General features: G+C 45.5%; 22 protein-coding genes and 1 tRNA gene. 17 read left to right on the top strand and 6 right to left on the bottom strand.

The features are described 5' to 3' along the window. Window positions 1–8: 8 nt before the first annotated feature. From GA520_RS17010 to GA520_RS16990, 5 genes are all read right to left on the bottom strand, one after another. Window positions 9–1,223: a glycosyltransferase gene (locus GA520_RS17010; RefSeq protein ID WP_163337621.1), complete on the bottom strand. Its 1,215-nt coding sequence runs from the start codon at window positions 1,221–1,223 to the stop codon at window positions 9–11. 26 nt (window positions 1,224–1,249) lie between these two features. After that, on the bottom strand, window positions 1,250–2,083 hold the full coding sequence (locus GA520_RS17005; protein WP_163337620.1) for a hypothetical protein: 834 nt from the start codon (window positions 2,081–2,083) through the stop codon (window positions 1,250–1,252). Between the two features lie 13 nt (window positions 2,084–2,096). Beyond that, entirely contained in the window at window positions 2,097–3,152 is a 1,056-nt protein-coding gene (locus tag GA520_RS17000) for a type I glyceraldehyde-3-phosphate dehydrogenase (RefSeq protein WP_163337619.1), read from the bottom strand. A 251-nt stretch (window positions 3,153–3,403) separates the two neighbouring features. Further along, window positions 3,404–3,901: a thiol peroxidase gene (gene tpx / locus GA520_RS16995; RefSeq protein WP_163337618.1), complete on the bottom strand. Its 498-nt coding sequence runs from the start codon at window positions 3,899–3,901 to the stop codon at window positions 3,404–3,406. Between the two features lie 99 nt (window positions 3,902–4,000). Then, entirely contained in the window at window positions 4,001–4,444 is a 444-nt protein-coding gene (locus GA520_RS16990; RefSeq protein ID WP_163337617.1) for a DUF3465 domain-containing protein, read from the bottom strand. Between the two features lie 236 nt (window positions 4,445–4,680). Here GA520_RS16990 and GA520_RS16985 point away from each other — a divergent pair, with 236 nt between their 5' ends. From GA520_RS16985 to GA520_RS16960, 6 genes are all read left to right on the top strand, one after another. Then, complete coding sequence (locus GA520_RS16985; protein ID WP_163337616.1) at window positions 4,681–5,775, top strand: deoxyguanosinetriphosphate triphosphohydrolase; 1,095 nt, start codon at window positions 4,681–4,683, stop codon at window positions 5,773–5,775. 140 nt (window positions 5,776–5,915) lie between these two features. Then, complete coding sequence (locus GA520_RS16980) at window positions 5,916–8,585, top strand: valine--tRNA ligase (RefSeq protein WP_163337615.1); 2,670 nt, start codon at window positions 5,916–5,918, stop codon at window positions 8,583–8,585. 12 nt (window positions 8,586–8,597) lie between these two features. Next, window positions 8,598–9,434, top strand: coding sequence for a carboxylating nicotinate-nucleotide diphosphorylase (nadC, locus tag GA520_RS16975; protein ID WP_163337614.1), 837 nt, complete (start codon window positions 8,598–8,600; stop codon window positions 9,432–9,434). Window positions 9,435–9,671: 237 nt separating this feature from the next. Then, window positions 9,672–10,511, top strand: a complete 840-nt coding sequence (locus tag GA520_RS16970; protein ID WP_163337613.1) for a hypothetical protein — start codon at window positions 9,672–9,674, stop codon at window positions 10,509–10,511. A 60-nt stretch (window positions 10,512–10,571) separates the two neighbouring features. Further along, window positions 10,572–10,647, top strand: a tRNA-Phe gene (locus tag GA520_RS16965). Between the two features lie 199 nt (window positions 10,648–10,846). Next, the gene (locus tag GA520_RS16960; RefSeq protein WP_163337612.1) at window positions 10,847–11,419 is read left to right on the top strand and encodes a DUF6538 domain-containing protein; all 573 of its coding nucleotides are present in this window, start codon (window positions 10,847–10,849) and stop codon (window positions 11,417–11,419) included. Here GA520_RS16960 and GA520_RS27220 read toward each other — a convergent pair. After that, window positions 11,308–11,631, bottom strand: a complete 324-nt coding sequence (locus GA520_RS27220) for a hypothetical protein (protein ID WP_370362803.1) — start codon at window positions 11,629–11,631, stop codon at window positions 11,308–11,310. The genes GA520_RS16960 and GA520_RS27220 overlap by 112 nt on opposite strands. A 610-nt stretch (window positions 11,632–12,241) precedes the next feature. On the opposite strand from GA520_RS27220, the gene GA520_RS16955 reads away from it, so the two are divergent. From GA520_RS16955 to lpxD, 11 genes are all read left to right on the top strand, one after another. Continuing rightward, complete coding sequence (locus tag GA520_RS16955) at window positions 12,242–12,556, top strand: HdeA/HdeB family chaperone (RefSeq protein WP_163337610.1); 315 nt, start codon at window positions 12,242–12,244, stop codon at window positions 12,554–12,556. Window positions 12,557–12,574: 18 nt separating this feature from the next. Beyond that, on the top strand, window positions 12,575–12,922 hold the full coding sequence (locus GA520_RS16950) for a hypothetical protein (protein WP_163337609.1): 348 nt from the start codon (window positions 12,575–12,577) through the stop codon (window positions 12,920–12,922). A 501-nt stretch (window positions 12,923–13,423) separates the two neighbouring features. Then, a complete protein-coding gene (locus GA520_RS16945) occupies window positions 13,424–14,425 on the top strand; it encodes a phospholipase A (protein ID WP_163337608.1) in 1,002 nt (333 codons plus the stop codon). A 221-nt stretch (window positions 14,426–14,646) separates the two neighbouring features. Further along, window positions 14,647–16,905 (top strand): mechanosensitive ion channel family protein, encoded by a 2,259-nt coding sequence (locus GA520_RS16940; RefSeq protein ID WP_205749249.1) that lies wholly within the window; start codon window positions 14,647–14,649, stop codon window positions 16,903–16,905. A gap of 204 nt (window positions 16,906–17,109) precedes the next feature. After that, complete coding sequence (locus GA520_RS16935; RefSeq protein ID WP_163337607.1) at window positions 17,110–18,285, top strand: PDZ domain-containing protein; 1,176 nt, start codon at window positions 17,110–17,112, stop codon at window positions 18,283–18,285. A gap of 35 nt (window positions 18,286–18,320) precedes the next feature. Then, on the top strand, window positions 18,321–19,460 hold the full coding sequence (locus GA520_RS16930) for an ABC transporter permease (RefSeq protein WP_205749248.1): 1,140 nt from the start codon (window positions 18,321–18,323) through the stop codon (window positions 19,458–19,460). 3 nt (window positions 19,461–19,463) lie between these two features. Further along, window positions 19,464–20,228, top strand: coding sequence for an ATP-binding cassette domain-containing protein (locus GA520_RS16925; protein WP_163337606.1), 765 nt, complete (start codon window positions 19,464–19,466; stop codon window positions 20,226–20,228). A gap of 12 nt (window positions 20,229–20,240) precedes the next feature. Continuing rightward, window positions 20,241–21,269 (top strand): MlaD family protein, encoded by a 1,029-nt coding sequence (locus tag GA520_RS16920; protein ID WP_163337605.1) that lies wholly within the window; start codon window positions 20,241–20,243, stop codon window positions 21,267–21,269. A gap of 9 nt (window positions 21,270–21,278) precedes the next feature. Beyond that, a complete protein-coding gene (locus GA520_RS16915) occupies window positions 21,279–21,905 on the top strand; it encodes a membrane integrity-associated transporter subunit PqiC (RefSeq protein WP_163337604.1) in 627 nt (208 codons plus the stop codon). Window positions 21,906–22,012: 107 nt separating this feature from the next. After that, on the top strand, window positions 22,013–22,648 hold the full coding sequence (locus GA520_RS16910) for a DUF2959 family protein (protein WP_163337603.1): 636 nt from the start codon (window positions 22,013–22,015) through the stop codon (window positions 22,646–22,648). A 194-nt stretch (window positions 22,649–22,842) separates the two neighbouring features. After that, entirely contained in the window at window positions 22,843–23,925 is a 1,083-nt protein-coding gene (gene lpxD, locus GA520_RS16905) for a UDP-3-O-(3-hydroxymyristoyl)glucosamine N-acyltransferase (protein ID WP_163341251.1), read from the top strand. Window positions 23,926–24,067 lie beyond the last annotated feature (142 nt).

Here is a 24,067-nt window from a genome sequence, read left to right as displayed (position 1 = left end):
AAATTATGTCAGGTTGTTGGTTGTGAGGTGAACTGATCGGTGGTGTTATCTTTTTGCACTCTTTCTTGCCGTATCTGCCGGTAAAATGAAATCAACTTCTGTTCAAAAGCATATCGGGTATACCGCCGGGTGACAAGCTCCCTGCCTTTTGTTCCCAGTTCCTCTCTTAATTTGCTGTCATTGGCTAATTTGATTATGCCAGCAGCCATATCGGTTCCGTTTGCCTGAACGAGCAGGGCTACAGAGTCATCAAGGATCTGGGTGTGTGGCAGAGTGTTGGTTGCGAGGACAGGCTTACCCGAATCAAGATATGAGTAAATTTTCCAGGGGACCGTCTCCCCCTTATTGCGTGGAGAAATGAGAGCGTCTGCCTGTTGGAAATAATATGCGAGGTCGTTTACAGGTTTGGGGCCGGCGAAACTGATTCGTTTACCTTTTATGCCAAGTTTTGCTGCCTGTTTTTTATACTTTCTGATGTCGGCTGAGCTTCCGCCGATAAGTACGAGCTGTATTTTCTCGTTCTCAAGACAGGCGAGTGAAAAGCTCTCAAGTAGCAGGTCAATATCTTGATACGACTCGAGATTGCCCGCATAGAGAAAGGTTATGAAGTCTTTCTTTTTGCTGAGGGCGGTTGATTTGCGCTTTGCATCATCACCTATTATGCCAAGCAAGGGGCAACTGTCGAGCCTCTGAACCGGTATATCTTCCGAGATACCAAAGACCCTGTTCTCGAGATACCCGCATCCTGCCAGGACACCGATGCTTTCCTCGACCGCAGACTTCTCCATTTTTTGCAAAGTGGGTAACAGTTTTGGCAGGAGGCGACCACTGCTGCATAACTCTGTTGGCAGTTGGCTGTTCATCTCATAGACAAAGGGGATACCATGTTGTGAACCAAGCCTGCGGGCTATGAATACTGCTTCTTCACGGGCGTGGATAAGATCGACCTTTTCGGTTTTGAGGAATCTCGAGGCAAGTCGATACATCTTCAGCCAGTTTACCAACCGTCTTTTAGAAAAGCCTTTGGGTGCCCGGGCAGAAAACAGCGATTTTCTTAACCGTATGAACCGGCAGCCGGGAATTGTGATATCTTCACCTTCCCCATAGGTCATTACGGTAAGATGGTGTCCGCTTTTAGTGAGGCCTTCGGCCAGTAATTTGAGGGTGATGGCGTTGCTTTTGTCCTGATAGAAAGGGTGCGGTGCAAGAACCAGTATTTTCATGATGTTTTGTCTGTACGCAATGGAAATCAGCTAAGCCGGAGGGCAATCTGATCCCGGATGAAGTGCATAAATGTTTCAGGGGCGCCAATTGCTATCCTCTCGCAGGTATTTTCCCGTAACGCGTTGAGAAGTGACTGAGCAGGGCGGTCCCTGTCAAAATCAAGCACAAGTATATCCGCTCTGCTGCCTGCAGTCCGCCTCAGTTCACTGACTCGCAAGGGATCTGAGCCGTGCAGCAAGGGCAGGTCGTGGAGTTTGGCAAGATCAAACTGGACGACACTTTTCCAGAAGGCCGGTCGACCACCGTTGTCGCCGATTGCAATTCTATTTCCCCTTTTCTCCTTAATGCAGTCTGAGACGATCTTTCCCCTGCCAAAAAGCCATTTACCGACGCCCCAGGGCAGGATTGCAAATCCTCCCAGTTCTTCAATTGCCTCGATGGTTGCGGTGAGGCTCATACGATCCTGAACCGTTTGCGGTGCAGAAAGTGAGAGAACTTCAAGTTTTTCCCTGGTAACGATCTGTTGGCCCGCCAGCAGGTAGATGACTGTGCCACTCTCATGGCATGCGGCAATGGTCAGGTCCTCGGCGGTCGAATCGAGGTGCCAGCTATTATTTAACCGACACAATTCACCTGTTGCAACCGATTTATCCAGTTGATTCTTGAGGCGTGTGAAGTTATCGCGTCCCGCCGGTTCGGTCAGGCAGAGAACGCCGGAGAAGTCTTTGTCGGTTTTATGGACCTGCACGGCCTTGTCAAAAGAGGTGAGGGTTGCGTCGAGAATGTGAACCAGGTTGTTCAGGTTGTGAATGTGGACGTGACTATCTACTACCAGCTGGCGGGTTTTTTTGTTGGCCATGATGTATGTTGTGTTATTCCGCGTTCCGGACTTGTGTCTTTAGAGTCTGATGATCGGTTAAGCTCAGCCAGTTATAGCCGACATCGAGCATCCTGTTGGCAAAGCCCCATTCGTTATCGAACCAGCAGACGATTTTCACCAGTCTTGTCCCGCTCACCCTGGTCTGGGTGCCGTCGACGATGCCGGAGCGAGGATCGGTATTGAAATCGACTGAAGCAAGAGGCTCCCTGGTATAACCGAGCAGATCCTTGAGTTCTCCTTTGGAGGCTTCGTGCATGATACGGTTGATCTGTTCGATATCCGTATCTGTTTTGACAGAAACAGAGAGATCCATCAATGAGACGTTGATGGTGGGGACGCGCATGTGCAGACACTCAAATTTCCCGGTCATCTCAGGCATAATACGCTCGATACCTCTTGCCAGACCGGTATCCACGGGGATAATCGAATGGAGGGCACTACGGGTCAGGCGCAGGTTCGTGTTGTGGTAACTGTCTATGACAGGCTGGTCGTTCATGGCCGAATGGATGGTGGTAATAAGGCCGTGGTCTATACCAAGATTTCTCTCCAGCAGGTTGATAACCGGGATGATGCAATTTGTCGTACAACTCGCATTTGAGACGATTCTCAAGTCAGGTTTGAGCAGATGGTCGTTCACTCCATAGACGATAGTGGCGTCCATCTCTTTGTTAGCAGGATGTGATATCAGGATTTTTTTTGCTCCTGCCTCAAGATGCTTGTGAGCTGTGGCGCGATCGTTGAAGGAACCTGAACATTCAAACAGCAGATCCACCCCCAGCTCGTTCCAGGGAAGGTCCTTGGGTTCGGCACACCGGAGCACTCGTATGCAGTCCTCCCCAATATAAAGATTATTACCGTCCTGGCGAACACTCAGGGGGAAGCGGCCATGCGTTGTGTCATAACGGGTCAGGTAGGTGAGGGTGTCGATATCAGCCAGCTCATTGATGGCCACAACCTCGAACAGGGGGCGGAACCGTCCCGTGTATAATGCGCGCAAGACGCTCTGGCCTATCCGCCCATATCCGTTGATAGCAATTTTCAGTTTCATGGGAACGTATTATAGCAACTTCCACCGCTTGACAACGATTATTTCAAAAGAGCGACAAGCCAAGAGTGGATTAACATGAGGTCGACAGCTGGTCTTTCTTTCAGGAACGTGGGGCTTTTAGTACACTCAACGGACGAAATGAAGCCAAAGGCGGGGGCGCTTATTTCTTGGCAGTCAAAAACATATCTGCACCGTACCACTCTCTCTGATTGCCAGGAAGGTACAGTGCAGACGGAGCAACAATAAGTGTATCAGAACGCTGCGAGTGCTGCGTCGTAATCCGGTTCCTGGGCAATTTCCGGAACCTGCTCGGTATAAATCACCTTTCCATCGGGATTAACAATGATAATGGCCCTTGATAAAAGCCCGGCGAGAGGGCCGGTTGTGATAGTCAGGCCGTAATCTGAACCGAAATCACTGTTTCGAAAGGTCGACAGTGGAATAACGTCTTTCAATCCATCCACCTCGCAAAAGCGGTTGTGGGCAAAGGGCAGATCTGCAGATATGCAGAATACCACTGTGTCTTCACGCTTTCCGGCAACCTCGTTAAATTTACGTACGGATGCCGCGCAGACAGGTGTATCGATGCTGGGAAAGACGTTAAGAACAACATACTTGCCGCTAAAATCCGCCAGGCTTTTCTCGCTCAGGTCGGTTGCAACAAGGCTGAAAGCCGCAGCGTTGCTTCCTTTTGCAGGTAGTTCGCCGACTGTTGAAATCTCGTTTCCTTTCAGGGTGATTGTTGCCATGGATAGCTCCTTTAATAGTTGATTGAAACAACATGAAAAAACAACCTGAAGCAAAGATTGTAATCCCGGGCAGAGGTGTCAAGTAGGGTGACGTGAATATTATTTATAGGTCGTATTGTCATGGATGATCCAGCCATCCGCATGGTGACCTTTGGGGTCGTGATGGGTCCAGTGGACCACCCCTCCCCTGGAGTTGTATTCGTACTCCCCGCTGAAACGGATGGTGTCTCCCTCTTTTAGAGTGTCAAGCCGCGGAGCCAGGTCGATATTGTGGGCAATAAGGATAGTGTGGTCTGGGCTGATGCGCACGATAATTTTCTGGTGCCGTGACCCTTTCAGGTCATCCGGCAACAGTTTGATTACGGTTCCGCTGCCGTTCACCTGGATGTTTTCAAGCCGTTCTGAATATGCCCTGGTTATCTCGCTGTTGTCATAAGCCGGGTTATCCGTTATCGCTGTCGGTCCATGGGTGGTGTAAAAACGCAATGCGACGAGTATGAAGATGATTATATATATAAGTTTGCGTGTGTTTCTGCTGTCCATGCAAGCTCCATTGAATCATGGGTTTTGGGCTTCCGGGATCTTGTTTATAGAGGAGTGCTCGAAGAAAAGTATCATGTTCCGGGGGGTTATGCATCGGTTTTGATGTCGAAAATCGCTTTTCCTGCTTGCACTCTGTCGGTGTCGAGTGTAAACAACTTGTTGGATGTTTTGAAATAACTGCAAAAGGACGAAAAACACGAGCCAGAAGGAACGGTGACAACGGAGTAAGGGCCGGTATGGGATTTTTACCAGTCATAGGGACCTCGATAAAGAGCCAGCTTGAAGAGCGGGAAACAAATTTCCTCTCTCCCTATGCAACACTCAGTAAGGATTCAAAAGGGCGGATGGTTGAGGAGGAAGAGGTGGTTTCCGATATTCGGCTTCCTTTTCAAAAGGATCGGGATCGTATCACCCATTCCAAGACGTTTCGCCGTCTCAAACATAAAACCCAGGTATTTCTCGCTCCCACAGGCGACCATTACCGAACCCGTTTAACCCATGTTCTTGAGGTTTCACAGATAGCACGTACTATCAGCGCGGCGCTCTGCCTCAACGAACCACTTACCGAGGCTATTGCCCTTGGTCACGATCTGGGCCATACTCCGTTCGGGCATGCGGGAGAGGCGACGTTAAACGAACTGCATCCCAGTGGGTTTCGGCATTATGTTCACAGTCTAAGAGTTGTGGACAGGTTGGAAAATGATGGTCGGGGGCTCAATCTTACCCTGGAGGTCCGTAACGGTATCCTCCGGCATTCAAAGGGCAACTCCGAGATCCTGCCGCGGGACGAATCGCAATTGGCCATTACCTTCGAAGGTCAGGTCGTACGGCTAGCCGATATCATCGCTTATGTTAACCACGATCTTGATGATGCTCTGCGGGCCGGAATCCTGCGGGAGGAGGACTTGCCTGGTGATATCAAGAATATTGTCGGTGCAAAACATTCCAAGCGGATCGGCAACATGGTTCGCGATCTCATTGTCGAGACCCTGCAGGCGGATGACGGGTATCTTCACGTGAGTGAGAGAATGCTGGAGGCCATTTCTGGTCTGCGCTCTTTTCTATACAATAATGTGTACCGTTTTTATAGAGTGCACAATGAGTTCGAAAAGGCTCAGCGAATAATCCGGGATCTTTACGAGTATCTGATGGAAAACGGTCTGGTGCGGCGGCATGGTAAAGACTGGATGAGAGAGGGACGGCCAGAGCATTGGGAAGATGAGGTCACCGCACATCGGTTGGTTTGTGATTTTATCGCCGGCATGACCGACAGATATGCCCTCAATCTTTATGAGCATCTTTTTCTGCCCAAGCCTTGGAGTTACCGCTGAAAAGCGGGCAGATGGGGTGGCCGGACAGAAAAAGTATTGAACTTAACCTGTTTCGCAGGTAGTGTCGGTTCGAATATCGCCGGTCGGCTTATAGCCGGCTGGAATCCACATAAATATAGGTACAAACATTATCACCGGTTATGGCACAAAAAGAAGAACATCTGTTGAGTAAAGGGTATCAGTTCTCGGAAGTCGAATCCAAGTGGCTGGAAAAATGGCAGGAGCAGGATTGCTTTTCCGCTACCTACACGGAAGGGAACCCATCGTTTTCCGTGGTTATACCGCCACCCAATGTGACCGGTGTCCTGCATGTGGGGCATGCCTTGAACAACACCCTGCAAGATATCCTGGTACGCTATCACCGGATGTGCGGTGACTCGACCCTCTGGGTGCCGGGAACAGATCACGCCGGTATTGCGACCCAGAATGTGGTTGAGCGCCAGTTGGCAACGGAGGGCAAGGGACGGCACGACCTGGGCCGGGATGCATTTATCGATAAGGTGTGGGAATGGCGTCGTGAAAAGGGCGGCACCATCATCAATCAGCTCCGAAAACTTGGGGCTTCGTGCGACTGGGACCGGGAACGGTTCACTATGGATGAAGGTTTGTCCTCAGCGGTTCGTGAGGTCTTTGTCCGGCTTTACAAGGAAGGGCTGATTTATAAAGGTGATTATATCGTAAACTGGTGCCCGCGTTGTCATACGGCTCTGGCCGACGACGAGGTAGAACATGAGGACACCAAGGGTAAACTGTATCATCTCCGTTATCCCTTTGCTGACGGTTCCGGTTCTGTGGTGATCGCCACGACCCGACCGGAAACAATGTTGGGAGATACCGCGGTGGCGGTGCATCCGGATGACGAGAGATACAACCATCTGGCCGAATCCGGTATCCGGCTGCCATTGGTCGACAGGGTTGTACCTGTGGTGTTCGACCACCATGTACAGATGGATTTCGGAACCGGCGCCCTCAAGGTCACCCCGTCCCATGACCGTGATGACTATGAGATCGGACTACGTCACGACCTACCGTTGCTGAAAGTGATGGATGACAAGGGCGTGATGAATGAGAACGCCGGTAAATATCAAGGACTTGATCGGTTTGCCTGCCGTAAACAGATTGTTGAGGACTTGAAAGAGCAGGGCTTTCTGGTGGAAATTGAGGATTACGATCACGCGGTGGGGCATTGTTACCGATGTAAGACCGTAATCGAACCGACTACTTCCCTGCAATGGTTTGTTTCTGTCCGCCCCCTGGCCGATAAAGCGGTTGAGGCCGTAAGGGATGGCCAGATAAACATCTACCCCAAAACCTGGTACAACACCTTCTACAGCTGGATGGACAATATCCGCGACTGGTGTATTTCGCGCCAGATATGGTGGGGGCACCGGATTCCGGCCTGGACCTGTGAGGAGTGCGGTGAGTTGATTGTCGAGTCGTTTGATCCGGAAAGTTGCCCGAAATGCGCGTCCGGCAAACTGATCCGTGAGAGCGATGTGCTCGATACCTGGTTCTCCTCTGCGCTCTGGCCGTTCTCCACCATGGGCTGGCCGGAAAACACAAAGGATCTGCAGGCCTACTATCCTACATCTGTACTGATCACCAGCTTTGATATCCTCTTTTTCTGGGTTGCCCGGATGATGATGATGGGCATTCATTTTATGGGTGAAGTGCCTTTTAAGGATGTGTATCTGCACGCCCTGGTGCGGGATAAACATGGTAAGAAGATGTCCAAGTCGACCGGCAACGTTATCGATCCCCTGGAAGTTATGGACCAGTACGGGACGGATGCGATGCGCTTCACTCTGACTGCGTTTGCAGCCCAGGGGCGTGAAATAAAACTGGATGAAGACCGCATTGAAGGGTATCGCCATTTTATCAATAAACTATGGAATGCCGCACGCTTTGCCCTCATGCATGTGAGTGATAGTGAGCCATCCATTACCTCAGTTGCGCATAATCCCAAAGCCTTGCCGCTTGTTCACCGCTGGATTTTAAGCAGAACAGCGGCGACGATTGAAGCGGTACGGTCTGGCCTGGATGAGTACCACTTTAACGAAGTAGCTTCTGCCAATTACCAGTTTATCTGGGGGGAATTCTGCGACTGGTACCTGGAGTGGATCAAGGCTGACCTGTTCAGTGATGACCCCCAGCTGCAGGAGCAGGCTAAAGGTGTTTTGCTGACCGTACTCGAAACGATCCTGAAGTTGATCCATCCGGTCACACCGTTTGTAACAGAAGAGATCTGGAGTGTACTTCCTGGTGAGCGAAAGCCGCTCATGATCTCACCGTTTCCGGAAATGAATGAGACCTGGAAAGACGAGGAAGCCGAACAGCAGATGGTCCTGTTGATGGGGATTATCACCGGTATCCGGAACATTCGTTCAGAGGCGGAAGTGCATCCTTCCAATAAGATTGAGGCGTTTGTCAATTGCCCGGATGAAGTCAGCCGTGAACTGATTTCCCGGTTTCGTGCCGCCATTTCAGATATGACCAGATTGAGCGGACTCACCGTTCAGGAATTTGGTGATAAACCTGATGATGCGGGCACCTATATCTATAATGACATCGAGATATTCGTGCCTCTTAAAGGGTTGGTTGATGTGACCGCAGAGCTGGAGAAACTTGGCCGGGAGCGTAAAAAGGTTGAGGCCAAGCTCAAACAGGTAAACGGGAAGCTAAAGAATCAAAAATTCCTTGCAAATGCCCCCGAGGCGGTTGTTGCCAAGGAGCAGGATAAGAAAAACCAGCTTGATGCCAAACTTGCCAAGATTGGCGAGGCAGAAGAGCGATTGAGAAAGATCGGGTAGTCGCTGATGATAATGGACAAAAACCTTCTGCGCAGCAGACTGCAGGAATTTCTGACTGAAGATATCGGCAGGGGAGACCTGACCAGCGAATCAATCTTTTCAGATACGGATAGTGGCTGTGCGTCACTGGTTGCACGTGAAGAGTGTATTGCAGCCGGAGCAAGGCGTGTCGCCGGAGAAGTCTTCCATGTTCTGAATCCCAGGGTTTCGATTACCAACTGTGTTGAAGACGGGACGCAACTGCAACCCGGTGACCTGCTGATGACCGTGGCGGGGCCGGTAATAGACCTGCTCAAGGGTGAGCGGGTTGCACTCAACCTGCTGCAGCGGTTGTGCGGTATCGCGACCCTGACCGGTAAGTTTGTACAGGCCGTTGAAGGTACAGGGGTACGTGTTACCGATACCAGAAAGACCACGCCCGGTATGCGTATGTTCGAGAAGTATGCTGTTCGGGCTGGTGGTGGTTCCAATCATCGTTTCAACCTCACGGACGGTGTGTTAATAAAGGATAACCATATAGCAGCCTGTGGGTCGATAGGTGAGACAGTGCGCCGTACGCGTGAACAGATTCCCCATACCATCAAGATCGAGGTCGAAACAGATACCCTCAAGCAGGTAGAAGAATGCCTTGCCTGTAATGTGGATATCATCATGCTCGACAATATGGATACTGAAACCATGATCCGGGCAGTACAGATGATAAACGGTAAGGCCCTGGTAGAGGCATCTGGTGGTGTGCGGCTGGAAACCGTACGGGAAATAGCTGAAACCGGAGTGGATATTATATCAATCGGGGCACTTACACATTCTGCTCTATCCTGCGACATCGGCATGGACTGGGTTGAGTAGCAGCGTATTCCGGGCTGTTAGGGTGTTGCCTTTTATTGCCTGGATACTCATGCAGACAACCATTTGCCAACCGGTTTTTAAAGAGGGCATAATTGACCTAAATAGCATGGATGTTAAGAATATTGCTTGATTATTACCGTTAAAATGTGCGATAGTATGGATGATCCCGTAATCATGACGGGTTTTTGCAGGCTGAAACAACAAACTCCCGGTTGAACCAAAAAAAGGATACATCTCATGCGCTGTCCAAAATGCGGTTACATTTCTTTCGACTACCTCGAAACTTGCCTGAAGTGCAATAAAAATATCAAAAGTGCTTCTGAAGCCCTTCCGGGCGCTGTTTATAATGTGGCAGCTCCGTCCTTTTTGAAATTTGACGTGCAGGATCAAGATGATGTCGCTATGGACGAAATGGATGCCTTTGTTGCAGACGGAGAAGGGCTTGACGATACCGAGATTCAGGATCCTGATCTGGATATTTTGCTAGACGAGGAAGAGGACACATCCGCCGATACAGAAATTGAGTTTGAGGTCGAGGAAGAGGGGGGATTGACCCTTGATCTCGATGATGACGGAGATGATGAGGGCTTTGAAATTGATTTTAAGGATGAAGAGGACGACGAAGGTGAGATCACTCTTGATTTAGGTAGCATGGATGAGGAAGAAGATGCTTTCGCGGGCCTTGATGAATCGGAAGAAATGGCATCCGAGGAGGACGCAGGGGAATTCAGCCTTGACCTGCCTGATGAACTGAGTGATATGTCTGACCTCGAGCCTCCTGCGGAAGAAGTAACCGCACCTGCAGATATAAGTGATGATTTTGACCTTAGTCTGGACCTTGACCTTGGTGATATGGATGACGCTCCGGCCTCAGCAGCACCTGCCGACTCATCCGGTCCTATTGCCCAAAAGGGTGGCATGGAAGATGAGTTTGATCTCGGAGATTTAAGCCTTGACGATTCTGCTCCTGCAGCCCCGGTGAAAAAAGACAAAAAGAGTAGTTCTGATAGACTGAATCTAGATGATGATCTTGATTTTGACCTCGATCTGGGTGACCTCTCTTTTGATGATAAATAGTTGTGAAAATCTATTGACACAGGCCTGAAATCTGTGTAAATAAGCCTCTCCAAATGCGGTGCCGAGATAGCTCAGTCGGTAGAGCAACGGACTGAAAATCCGTGTGTCCCTGGTTCGATTCCTGGTCTCGGCACCATTTGATTTACTAAAATCCCGATAGGTTACTGCCTATCGGGATTTTTACATTTTAAGGGTCCAAAGGTCAATCATTTGGCTCCCCACTGGTTAGATGAGAAGGTAATTCCAGGACAACTCTCATTGCCATCATCGCCGCTCCTTGTACCTTTCCTTGTACACCGCATTTTCTCTCAACACCCCCACGGGAGGATTAGAAGATGCGAGTATCGTCATACTGTTTCCAGAGCAAAGGACTTCATCCTGTCTATTACTTCAGGATGCGGATACCAAAAGAGCTTCAGTCCGTCCTGAAACGGACTGAGCTGAAGAAATCTGTCCGAACCAATAATAGAGCATCCGCTATACGGCTCAGTCGGCAGTACGCTGCAGCTGCCGATAAACATTTTGCAGAACTACGCCTGAAATTGTTCCAGGCATCAATGAGCAGCAAAAATAACCTTGTGGCTACTATGCTGCTGCCGAACATGCCTGTGGCTACCTCTACACCCCCACGGGTGGAACAGGATGAAATAATGATGAGTCGGCTGATCGAACTGTATGTCAAAGAAGAGACCAGCAAACGAGAATGGGACATTGCCGTTGGGCTGCAGAAGAATCTACTGAGGTTTATGGAGATAGTCGGTGATAAGCCAATGAGCCAATACACCGTCGAGGATCGTCAGAAATACCGTGACACGCTCTTGTCGCTTGGTGAATGGATATTGGACATAACGACTGTGGAATCCAACCTGATTTTGCGATCTTTCTCCAACTTCTTTTCGTCGGCATAGGAGATAATGAATTGGTGTATAGCCAGCCAAGTTTCTTCCCGGAGCGACTTGATGTTGTTTTGCAAGGTTGAGGTGCCGGGACATTGCCCTTGGGAAAGCCGTGTAAAAGCTCTCAACGAGTTTGAATCTGCCAGCCAGTACTCCAAATCGTCATATGTCAGGTTATGGATATGCTTGAGGATGGAGCAGCACAGTACTTGCTCGGCAGTCATTCCCTTTCGGCCTGTATCTGTCCGCTTTCCTCTGGTGAGGTCAGCAAATGCCAGATCTTCTATCTCTGGGTTGGCATCGAGCACCAATGACATCTGTTCCAACTCTTTTGGACCGGGATGTTTTCCGATAACCTCAAATATGCTGCGTTGTCGATTTCGTTTTTTGCTTCATCCAGGTCACTTTGATCGCATGTATCTAACTGTTTTTACACTTCTTGTGTAAAGTCAAACTATCATTAATGCGATAGAAATGCAGTCAAAATCCGACTTTCTTATAACAGTTTCAGGTATATAGAGTTTCGGGATGGACACTAGTCAGGTAAGAGTAAATCTTAAATAGCAATAGAAAAAAGCATTGCCTATTAGCCCTAAGGCCAATGTGCACCATTCCAAATTAGTGCTATGTTTATTGTAATGATTAGAGAGATTGTTGACGTGTCAGTAGTGCTATCTTCTTAATGTTATGTGCTAAAGTTTGAATGAAATTTGGCAGCAATTAGCATTTATATATAATCAGAACGTCAGTTAGTAGCGTATTTACATTCCTATGACTCTTTCGAGAGAAAGTGAAAGAAGAGTGAATTAACATTATTTCAGGAGGAAAACGAAAATGACAGCAGGCAAAATGGTATCGCTTTTGGTTCTCGGTGCAACAATGTTCATGGTTATGCCAGTTTGGGCAAGTAAGCCGATATTTGAGAGCAAGATCGATATTAGTGAACTGACATGTAAGGAATTAATGAGAGGAAACAACAATGATCGAGAGATCGGATTAGCATTTTACCACGGCTTCCTGGCTGGCAAAAAGAACGATCATACAGTTGATCTTCACGCAGCATTTTTATTGACTGACAGAGTTAAAGATTACTGCATTTCCAATCCCACTGCGACGATAATGGAGGCATTTACCAAATCTTTGAAATAGTAGAGTAAGGAGAAATCGATGAAAAAAATCATTTCAGTTTTTACCGTCTTGATCAGTCTGCAGGTGGGGGGGATAACATCGGCAAATACTGAGTCTGACGCAGACAGGGCGGCAAGCTGTAGTACGTATGCCCGCAACCAGGCCGAATCTACAAGTGAACCTGGACGAAGCACTTTAGGGAGTGGTTTGCGTGGTGCGGCAGGAGGCGCTTTGTTCGGCGCTTTAATTGATGGGGGGAAAGGTGCTGGGCGAGGGGCAGCAATCGCCGGTGGTTTGGGATTACTTAGTGGTTCCATGAGGGGCAGCCAGGATCGTGAGTCTAACTATCGATACTACTACGAATCTTGTATGCGGGGAAAAATGTAGATAAAAATAAGGGAATACCATACGCGATGTATCCTGCTTTTATTGTTGGTCATGATGTTATTGCAGGAGATAATCTTGTGGCATCCCTTCCAGAGCTCCACAGCCTCCCTTTATTTTTGAAAAATAGCACATTGTTCAGATAATCTGATCAGTTGGAACACATATACTGATACAGAACAGGTTGAAAACGACATTTTTCAACATCTACTATCTGACAAGACTGAATGTTCCCTCATGCATCGGAGAGCACCGCAAGTCTGGTGTTTTACATCATCAGGCTGAGGAGTCTTGGTCAGGTTGGTGAGCGGCTTAACAAAAAGTAACCGATAAGATAAGACTGATGTTGAATTTACAGTGGCACGGAATACTTCCGAATATTATTTCGATGCTGTTGACCGGTTTGGAGGCATTATTTCATGACAAGAATAAATGAAGGTTTTGATCGTTATAGCGCTTGCTCAAACAGGTGAAATCAAATCATTGGAAAGAGGGAGAGACAAAATGAAAAAGCTTTTTACGATGTTCGGTCTGATAGTTTTGACTCCGATTGTCACTGCACCATGCATGGCGAATGATCTCAAGGAGTGCATGTCAGACATGATGGATCAGGTGAGTGACACCATGACGATCGGCGATCTGCGTCTTAGGTGCCAGGAGCAGGTCCATGCCGGCACCTACCAGGTTGAGGAGAAAGAGTCTGGGGTTGCTTCCGAGCGCTTCCGAAAAGACAAGGAGCATGTCCTGGAGCCGTTTACCATTATGGCTCACAGGCCCAATTATCTCCTATTCGGGGCCTATAACTCTGTCGGCTACAATTCCGATCCCTACCGGGAGCAATACGGTAGCTCAGCTATCGATACAGATGATACCGAAGCGCAATTCCAGGTGAGTATCAAGGTGCCGCTCCTGGTGAACCTGTTTGATACGGTTGATGTGTATGGTGCCTACACCAACCGCTCTTTCTGGCAGTTATATAATGGAGATGTCTCCAGGCCATTCAGGGAAACCAACCATGAACCTGAACTCTGGGCGCAGTTCAGTCCGCAATGGGAGTTCTTCGGTTTTACTAATACAAAAAACTATTTGGGTATCGATCATCAATCAAACGGGCAGGGCGGTGTTCTTTCCCGGAGCTGGAACCGGCTGTATGCTACTTTTATTTTCGAACGCGGGAATTTTGCCTTCGAGATTAAACCCTGGTACCGCTTGCCTGAGGATAGTGGTGATGACGATAATCCGGACATTACCGACTACCTTGGCCATGGTGAGCTCCGGGCGGCTTACAAATGGAAAGAGCATGTTTTCAGTGTGATGTCTCGCAACAACCTGGAGTCAGGTTTCTCGCAAGGTGCGGTAGAACTGTCCTGGAGCTTCCCGCTCTGGGATTATCCTTACCTGAAGGGATATGTCCAGTATTTCAGTGGTTATGGAGAAAGCATGATCGACTATAATCAGTATGTGAATAAAATCGGCATTGGCATTTCCTTGTCAGACTGGTTGTAAACAAGAGGTTCCTGGTAGGGAAATTTGACCAGTGTTTCCTTTATTTCAGGAAAAGGTGAATGATGAGGCTTGCAGCAGCAAAAGTTCTACGGATAATATTGCTGGGCATAATCTTGATTGCTACTGAAGGTTTACTCTATGCGTGGGCCGGTGATAATACGCCCTCCATTGCAGAGCCGTCAAATTCGTCGCCTTTACCAGACCTGGCAGACATTATTCCCTTGGCCGGAGATCTGACCGGAAGCCTGGCGCAGCTTGAGTATGATTTACAACAGGTGTTAAATGTTGCCCCGGCCGAAAAGGATTATGCTGCATCCAAGGTGAAAGTTGATAGTATAGATGCTCGGCTGCAGACGGTAAAAGATTCGACTACCAGCAGATTGCCAAAGTTGGTGGATCTTAGCCAGGAACTTCGGGATGTTCAGGCATTGTTTGGAGATGTAAAAAACCCGTTGGCCCGCAAAATTAATCGCCTTGCAGATTGGAAAGCAGAGTGGCTTGTCGAGAAAAATAAATGGCTGGCTTGGGAGTCGAGTCTGCTCATAGAACAAGATTCCCCCCCTCTAAAAGTTGCATTAAGCAGTGCCCGTGAAATAATCGATACGGCCCTGAAGCTCATATCACAGAAGCTCGATAAGACGTTGGAACTTCAGGCCAGGAACAAATCAGTCATGACAAAAATGGCTGTCTTAGATGTCGAAATCAACAGCCTTATCACGGCAGGGCGTCGTGACTACCTGCTTACCGCATCCCCCCCTATGTATTCTTACGAGTACATTAGTCAGTTTCGCGGTAATTTGTGGCAAAAAGTACTGGAAAACGCGAAAACCCTGTCTTTGCCGGACCGGCTTTATGTTGTCCAGCATAGCTGGACCTTTATTGCTCAGTTTCTTCTTTTCCTTGGAGTCCTTTTTTCGATTTACAGGAATCGAGAGGATTTGAGTGTTTCCGAACGTTGGCGGTTTCTTGCGAGACGGCCTTTTGCAACCGGTCTTTTCGTTGTTATCCTCACACAGTTGCTTATTCCGGAAAATCAAAACGTTCCGATGATGGTGCGCTTGTTTTCAGGATTTATTGGCGGCATCGCCTTTGTTCGTATCTTGATGTTACTGATTGAGGAATCATGGCAAAGGCGAGCGATACTTGGGGTGATTGCCCTCTACGTTGTATCGCAACTTATGAATGCAATCAGTTTACCCCTGCCTTTATCTCGGTTGTATATACTTCTGGTTTCTCTCCTGGCTATTTATTTTTTGAATTGTCGGCCAGTGGGGACCGCCAATCAGCCAGAATCAGTATTGTATACCTGGGGCCTGCGTCTTGGATACCTTTTGCTCGGAGTTATTATATTTGCACAATTGCTGGGTAAAGAAGGTCTGGCTTCTTACCTGTTTAACTCCACCTTGGTGACACTAGCCATTATTCTTGCCTTTTATCTCTTCATGTACATGATTCGTGGAGGCCTGCGGTGGATATTCTTTTCTTCATTTGTATGGAATATAAAACAACTGCGAAGTGAAGCTGAACTTCTTACCCGCCGCTCTGGATATTTGGTTGAGGCTCTTATCATCTGGTTCGCTCTGCTCCCAATTCTGCTCACCGCTTGGGGGGTTTATGGAAGTGCGACTGAAGCAACAAAAGAAGTGCTAGGATTTGGCTTTAATATAGGTTCTGAAAAAATCAGTGTCGGACTACTGTTGACTGTGATTGGGACCCTGTACGGTGCGTTTATTCTCTCCTGGATAATACCAAAAGTACTCCTTGATGAAAAGATTGTTGGGGCTAATTTGGAACGCGGGGTGCGCATATCGATTGCCCATCTTATCCAGTATTTCATCGTCTTGGTTGGTCTTATTCTGACACTTACAATGTTTGGCCTTGATTTTACAAAGATTACCATCATTTTGAGCGCCCTTGGAGTAGGTATTGGTTTTGGCCTGCAGGGACTCGTCAATAATTTTATTAGCGGCCTGGTACTGCTTTTTGAACGACCTGTCCGGGTCGGCGACTGTATTGAATTGGGCGAAAGGTGGGTTGAAATAAAAAATATAGGGCTCCGTGCCACCAATGTTCAGACCTATGAACAAGCAGATGTGATCATTCCCAATTCTGATCTGATATCGCAAGCGGTGACTAACTGGACTTTAGGAAAGCACCTGGTTCGTGTTTCCATTCGAGTAGGAGTAGCTTATGGATCGGACGTTTCAATGGTAATTAATACATTAATAAAGAGTGGACAGACACATGAACTTGTATCAAGTAAACCGGCTCCTGAAGTTATATTTGCAGAGTTCGGGGAAAGTTCATTGGATTTTGAACTTCGAGTTTGGACGAATGATGCACTAGAACGTTTTAGGTTGGCAAGTGATATACGCAAAGAAATAAATGATAGATTTGCTGAAGAAAATATTGAAATAGCTTTTCCCCAAAGAGACATTCATATTCGTAGTGCTGATAATATCAAAATTGTTACAACTTGAATATAAAGTTTAGTATCGTAAATTTTAAATTATCAAAATGGAGCATGTTGAGAGATAATACTTATAAAAAATTAAGGATATATGGTTTGTTAAATATGTAGTACTTTTTCAGCCAATAGATGATTGAAATTAATCAGTCATTAAGATGGGTAGTAATGTTTGCAAAACATATATTTACTCATTTAAATAAATAGGTATAGTAAAATGGATAACGATATGTATTGTATTAATTTAATTAAAAGGATAGTTGGATTGACGTTATTTTGTATATTGTTTTCTTGCAATAACTTGAGTGCTCAATCACAATTACTATTAAATATTGATGACCCACAACATGGAGTATTATTGCCACTTGTTATTCAAGATAAACAATATGATATATTGCTAGATTCTAGTCAGGCATTCAATTTTTTGGATGCATCGTTACACTTTAAATTAAAAACATTAGCTGATTCTCGCAGCCAAGATCTTACAATTATTTCTTCTGGAGAAGAACATGTTGAACCTCTTGATTATAAACTTGGAGCATATAAGTTACGTTCTAAACAACCTATTATAGCTGCACATTTATTCTTTTACGCAAAATACCTTGGTAAAAATGTGCAAGGAACATTGGGTGTTTCTGCTTTAAGAGATTATTCGGTTTATATAAATTTTGATAAAGGGCAATTTGCTATCAATGAAGATATCAACACTTTTGTAAATAAAAATGATTTTTCAAAGATTGAAATAGTTAAGAATGAAAATAAACTTCCTGTTGTGGAAGTGGCCATTGGTAATAAAAAAATTCCATTTCTTATTAACACATTAGATGTTCTCTCGGGAAGACTTACAAAAACAACAATTGATAGTTTGATTGAAAGTGGTGAAATCAGCGATGTGTTTTTTGGTGCAAATGTCAATAATAATAAATTGTCCGGACAAAGATTAGTTCGGGTAAAGGAGATAAAAATAGGTAAATTAATATATCGTGATTTGCTGATGGGAGAATCCGTTGAGAATTCAATAGGACTTGGATTGTTAAAACGAAACGAAGTTGCTATTGATTTTTCTGGCGAAAAGGTTTTCTTGAAAAAGGGAAAGAAATTTAACTCTCCAGACAGTATCGATAAAAGTGGAGTTTATCTAATAAAAGATAATGATAAGTTACTAATAGCTTGGTTAGATAATAGAGGTCCAGCCGCCCGAGTAAGCATACAGCGTAATGATGTTATTATTTCAATTAATGGGAATTCAGTTACAGGAAAAGATTTATGGAAAGTTAGAAGTATTTTAGAGGGTGAAATTGGTGAAAAGATAGACTTAACTTTATTAAGGAATGAAAAGGAAATTCATTTTTCATTCTATTTGGATGAGGATTTTAACCGCAATAATACCTGATAATTCAAATTATACTAAGCCAAGTGAAATCTGATATGCGAGATATGGAAAATCCGGCAAAAATAATTTGTGCACAATGTGATGATACTGTCCTGTTGTTAGATCTTTACGGTGACTGGACTCTGGGTCATGACCTACCTTCTACTGCAGAAGTACATGAAAAACTCATGTCTACTGATGCCAGGAAAATCGTATTTGAATCAAAAAGTATAACAGGATGGGATACTGGCTTACTTACATTCATCAAACGACTCCAGAAATTTACAGAAGATAACTCAATAACAATTGATATAAGCGGTTTGCCCAAAGGAGCTCAAAAGCTCTTGGCTCTCGCTGCAGCTGTTCCTGAGAAAAAAGATGCTCGAACAGCAGAGAACTCACGTTCTTTCATACGTATTGTTGGGGAAGAGACTCTTGAACTTTATCAGTCCACCGGGAGACTTTTTGCTTTTATTGGTTCCGTATCGTTAGCACTTATGAAATTCATGAAGGGAAAGGCGACCTTTCGGCGTACGGATTTCTTTCTGATGCTGGAAACGTGCGGTGGTCAAGCTCTTCCCATTGTCTCACTGATAAGTTTTCTAGTGGGTCTTATTCTGGCTTTTGTCGGGGCAATTCAACTCGAGTTGTTTGGCGCCCAGATATACGTTGCGGATTTGGTCGGGATAGCGATGGTACGATTAATGGCGGCTATTATGACCGGTATTGTCATGGCTGGCAGGACCGGTGGGGCCTTCGCTGCCCAGTTGGGTACCATGCAGGTGAATCAAGAGATTGACGCTTTACGTACTATGGGGATCTCACCTATGGAATTTCTCGTTTTGCCTAGGATGCTGGCACTCGCGATCATGATGCCACTTCTGTGTCTTTATGCAAATATCATGGGGATCTTTGGAGGAATGGTTGTTGGTGTTTTTATGCTTGATATAGGACTTACACAATATGTCAGTGAAACTATTACAGCAGTAAGATTTTGGGATCTGGGTATAGGTCTTTTCAGCGGGTTGCTCTTTGGGGTGATTGTTGCACTGTCAGGTTGCATGAGAGGGATGGAGTGCGGGCGGAGTGCATCAGCAGTAGGTGAGGCAGCGACTTCTGCTGTTGTGACAGCTATAGTCGGGATAATCATCACGACGGCAATTATTACAATTATATGTAATATATTAGGTATTTAAGACATGGTCAGACGAAAAGCGCACATAACTGTCAAAGATCTTACTATGGCATACGATGATTTTATCCTGATGCGTGATCTGAATTTTGAAATATATCATGGAGATATTTTCATTATCATGGGTGGCAGTGGCTGTGGGAAGAGTACAATGATGACGATCCTCATTGGTCTTAAACGTCCTGGCAAAGGTTATGTGTACTATGATGACACTGATTTCTGGGGAGCGGATAGCCAAACTCGAGAGATCATTATTCGTAGAGCTGGAGTCATGTATCAAAGCGGTGCCTTGTGGAGTTCAATGACACTGGGTGAAAATATTGCATTACCACTACAAATCTATACGTCACTAGGTGAGGCTGAGATTTCAGATGTTGTTGAGTTTAAACTTGAGTTAGTCGGTTTGGCTGGTTTCAAAGATTTTTACCCATCTGAAATAAGTGGAGGTATGCAGAAACGAGCCGGTATTGCTCGAGCAATGGCTTTGGATCCGGAAATTTTGTTCTTCGATGAACCGTCAGCAGGACTTGATCCGGTCAGTGCCCGTCGGCTTGATGATATGATAATCGAGTTGCGTGATAGTCTGGGTACAACCATGATCGTAGTCACACATGAGCTTGCCAGCATTTTTGCGATAGGAAGCAATTCAGTTTTTCTCGATGTATCAAAACGTACCATGACGGCGACAGGTAATCCCAACGATTTATTGAAAGAAACTCAAGACCCAACGCTACATATGTTTTTAACCCGTGGCGAAACGTTGAAGAGGTAATAAGGAGGTAGAATGGCAAAGCAAGCTAATACGATGATGATCGGCGGATTTGTGGTTATCGCGTTTTTTTTACTCGCTGCGAGCATTGTTGTTTTAGGATCAGGCAAGCTCTTTCAGAAGACGACTAATTTTGTCCTTTATTTCGACAGTTCAATAAACGGACTTAGCGTCGGTGCACCCGTACTGTTCAAGGGAGTACGAATTGGTAAGGTCTCCAGCATTGTAATTAACGCAAATCCTCAGGATTTAACCGTGAATATTCCAGTCATTATAGAGGTTGATGCTGAAAAATTTCATGTTGTAGACAGTCTACATGTTGACGAGAAAACATATTCTCAGAGAACATCAGAAGAAACGATAGCGAAGCTCGTCGAACAAGGATTACGGGCTGTGCTGAACATGCAGAGCCTTATAACAGGTCAACTCATGATTGAGCTTGAGTATTACCCGGATTCGCCAGTGAACATGAAAAGAATCAGTTCTCAGTACCCTGAAATTCCAACGATACCGTCAACAACTGAGAAATTGTACAAAACACTGCAGAAAATTGATTTCATCGGTTTAGCTGAACACCTTAAAAGGGCTATGGTCGGGATAGATAAGCTAGTTAATAATCCAGACATATCCGATGGCTTGAAATCTATGAGGGAAACGGCTGATGCATCTCAGCAGCTTGTCACCAAACTTGATCAGCGGATTGATAAAGTTATTGATGGATTTGAAAGTACTCTAAGCGATACCAAAATGTTAGTTGACAACGTAAATCGTCAGGTCCAACCACTCTCAGATGACACAAGGTTAATGCTGGAACATTTTGATATGTTGGCTCAGAACGTAAATGAGCAAGTTGGTAGTATAGCTGACAACGTAAATGAAAGCTTAACTGGGATCAACGGAGTTGTATCAGAAGATGCCCCTGTTGTCATTCAGTTGGAAGAAACACTTGTTAACATTTCCAATATGACGGATTCAATCAGGCAATTGGCAGATTATCTGGAACAACACCCTGAAGCTCTGATTAGAGGCAAAGGAAGCTATTGAGGAGATATCATGTTGACTAAAAATTATTTTACTTTGGCATTGGCAACTCTAGTAATTGTCACATTATTTAGCGGTTGCACGATGCGAACAAAACCACCACGATTTTACACACTAAGCCCTGTTGTTGATGAGTATAAATCGCTTCAGGTAAATAATAGTAATACAAGTAGTCTCATAATTGGCATAGGACCAATAAAGATTGCTGATTATCTTGCTCAGTCAAGGATTGTAACAAGAATTGATGATAATGCCATCAATCTAGCTGAATTTGATCAGTGGTCAGGTTCTCTCCAGAATAATATAGCTAATGTCTTATCAGAAAACATCAGCTCTATCTTAGGCACAAGTAAGGTTGTAATTCATCCCTGGCGATCATTTATTCCAATTGACTGCCAAGTGCTACTGGAGATAGTTCGTTTTGATGGAGACCCAGATGATAAAGTTACATTGGTCGCAAGCTGGGTAATCTTAAGAGACAGGGATAAATCAATTGTTGATATGAACCGAATCACTATTCATGAAAATATTGGTGTGCCTGACTATGGCGGACTCGTTGCTGCTCAGAGCAAAGCTTTAGGTCAGCTAGGGGTAGAAATATCTCAATCAATTATTCAACACTCTATGAAAGAGTATTGAACATAGCTGATTAAGAATATGAACGTGGCAAATAGGAATGCCAAAATGTTTGTTGCTCAACAGGTACATGATCATCAGATGCAACAAGGAAACGACAGGAGGCATATATGAAGACCCGTGAGGTATTGATACTGAGAGTAATTCTGATAGTGGCGGTGATGTTCATTGCTGGATGTGGGGGGAAAAATTATAAGGAGGGTTCAGAGGCAGCTGACAGCATCCAGGATGTTGAACAAGAGGCCATTGTCGTAAGGGAGCGGGTAAATGCAACAGTTAAGGCTTTAGATAACATGTTTACCAATAAGGGTAATCTCAAGAAGCAGTTCAAAACCTATATCAAATCGCTTGATGAACTGGAATCACAGGAGAAACGTACAAGGAAGCGGATAAAAACCATGGCTTCCCGAAAAGCTGATTATCTCAAACGGTGGGAATCCCAGATGGCAACCATCGACAATAAAACGTTACGCCAGACGGCTCAACAGCGTCGTAGAAGTGTCGAAGAGATGTTTGCCAATGTAAAGAAAGAAATGGAAGCCGCCGACCGCGTGTTTGATCCTTTCATCCAGAAGCTCAAGGACATACAAACTGCCATGAACATGGATCTGAACCGTAATGGTTTGAATGCTGTTCGGTCTGTTGCCGTAGAGGCAAAAGAGGATGCCAGGAAAATCAACGGCCGACTCGATGCAGCAATTTCAGAACTGAGCAGGGCGGTTAAAGCTCTCTCCACCAAGGGGTGATTGCTAAAAGGTATTCTAATGGTAATGAGGTTCTGTCTGGTTTTGTTTACTTTGCTTCTTAGCAACTTTGACGTAATTAATATACGAGCTTTTTGATTTTAATAATGGCAGCACGGTGCATTTTTAAATGGGTAGATCGCATTATTGCACCGAAATAATAGTTGTTTATCAAATATACCTAATTAACTCATGATATGAATGCAAAAGAAATAGCGGAGTTTGTTGAAGGCGTTATTGTCGGCGACCCAGCGACGACAATATCGGGAGGTGCTGATATCAAAAATGCCACTTCCGACCAGATTACTTTCTGTACAAGCATAAAATATCTGCCTTTGTTTCAACGAACCCAAGCACCAATTGTGCTGGTGCCCAATGATTTTGATATCGATTCAGAAAAAACTCTCATCAAGACAAAGGATCCCTCCTATGCTTTTTCGGTGATTATGGAAAATCTGAATCCAGGCCTGTTTAGACATCCAAACGGAATTCATAACAGGGCTGTGATAGCTGATAGTGCCAGGCTTGGGAAAAATGTTGCAATAGGTGCCTGTGCAATAATTGAAGAAAACGTCGTTATCGGTGATAACGCAATTATCTATGGCGGGGCATATATCGGGCACGACACCATTATTGGTGACGATGTGCTTATTTATCCTAATGTTACCATACGTGATCGTTGTGAGATTGGTGATCGGGTGATCATTCATTCCGGCACGGTCATCGGGGCTGACGGATTCGGCTTTGTAACTGTAGATGGCAAACACCGAAAGATTCCACAATTAGGTACTGTGCTTATCGAAGAAGATGTTGAGATTGGCTCCAATGTCTCGATCGATAGAGCTCGTTTTGATAAAACTATTATAAAAAAAGGTACAATTATCGACAATCTTGTCCAAATTGCGCATAACGTAATAATAGGTGAGAACAGCATTATCGTTGCCCAGGTGGGAATTTCTGGCAGTACTGAAATTGGCAAAAATGTTATCCTTGCAGGAAAGGTTGGTGTTGTCGGGCATATAAAAATTGGTGACAATGTTGTCGTAGGTGCAAAGGGCGGTGTTTCCAAAAATATTACCAAACCCGGGCAGTACTGGGGAGTACCTGCCAAACCACTGAAACGGGATCTCAAGGAAAAAGCTGCGTTGCAAAAGCTGCCGGAAGCGATGAAAAAATTGCGTAAGCTGGAGAAAGAGGTCACGGAAGTCAAGAAACTGCTCGCCAATTTAAATGCCCCGGAGCCTGGAAAGTATGAATCTCAGAAACTTGATAACCTGTAACCTTTAAATAAGAATTATTGTAATAGACCGATTATATAATGTTATTGGTCTATATTCGGTACTGGAATTAAGTAATAAGTGCAACACGTCGATCTGTAAACGCTTCCAGGGGCGTGAAGCCCTTCAATACTTTTCTTGGTGT

Origin of the sequence: Desulfopila sp. IMCC35008 (assembly GCF_010646885.2) — a bacterium.
Classification (GTDB): Bacteria; Desulfobacterota; Desulfobulbia; order Desulfobulbales; family Desulfocapsaceae; genus Desulfopila.
Note: the sequence above shows the minus strand (reverse complement) of the source record. Positions and strands in the feature narration are given on the sequence as shown.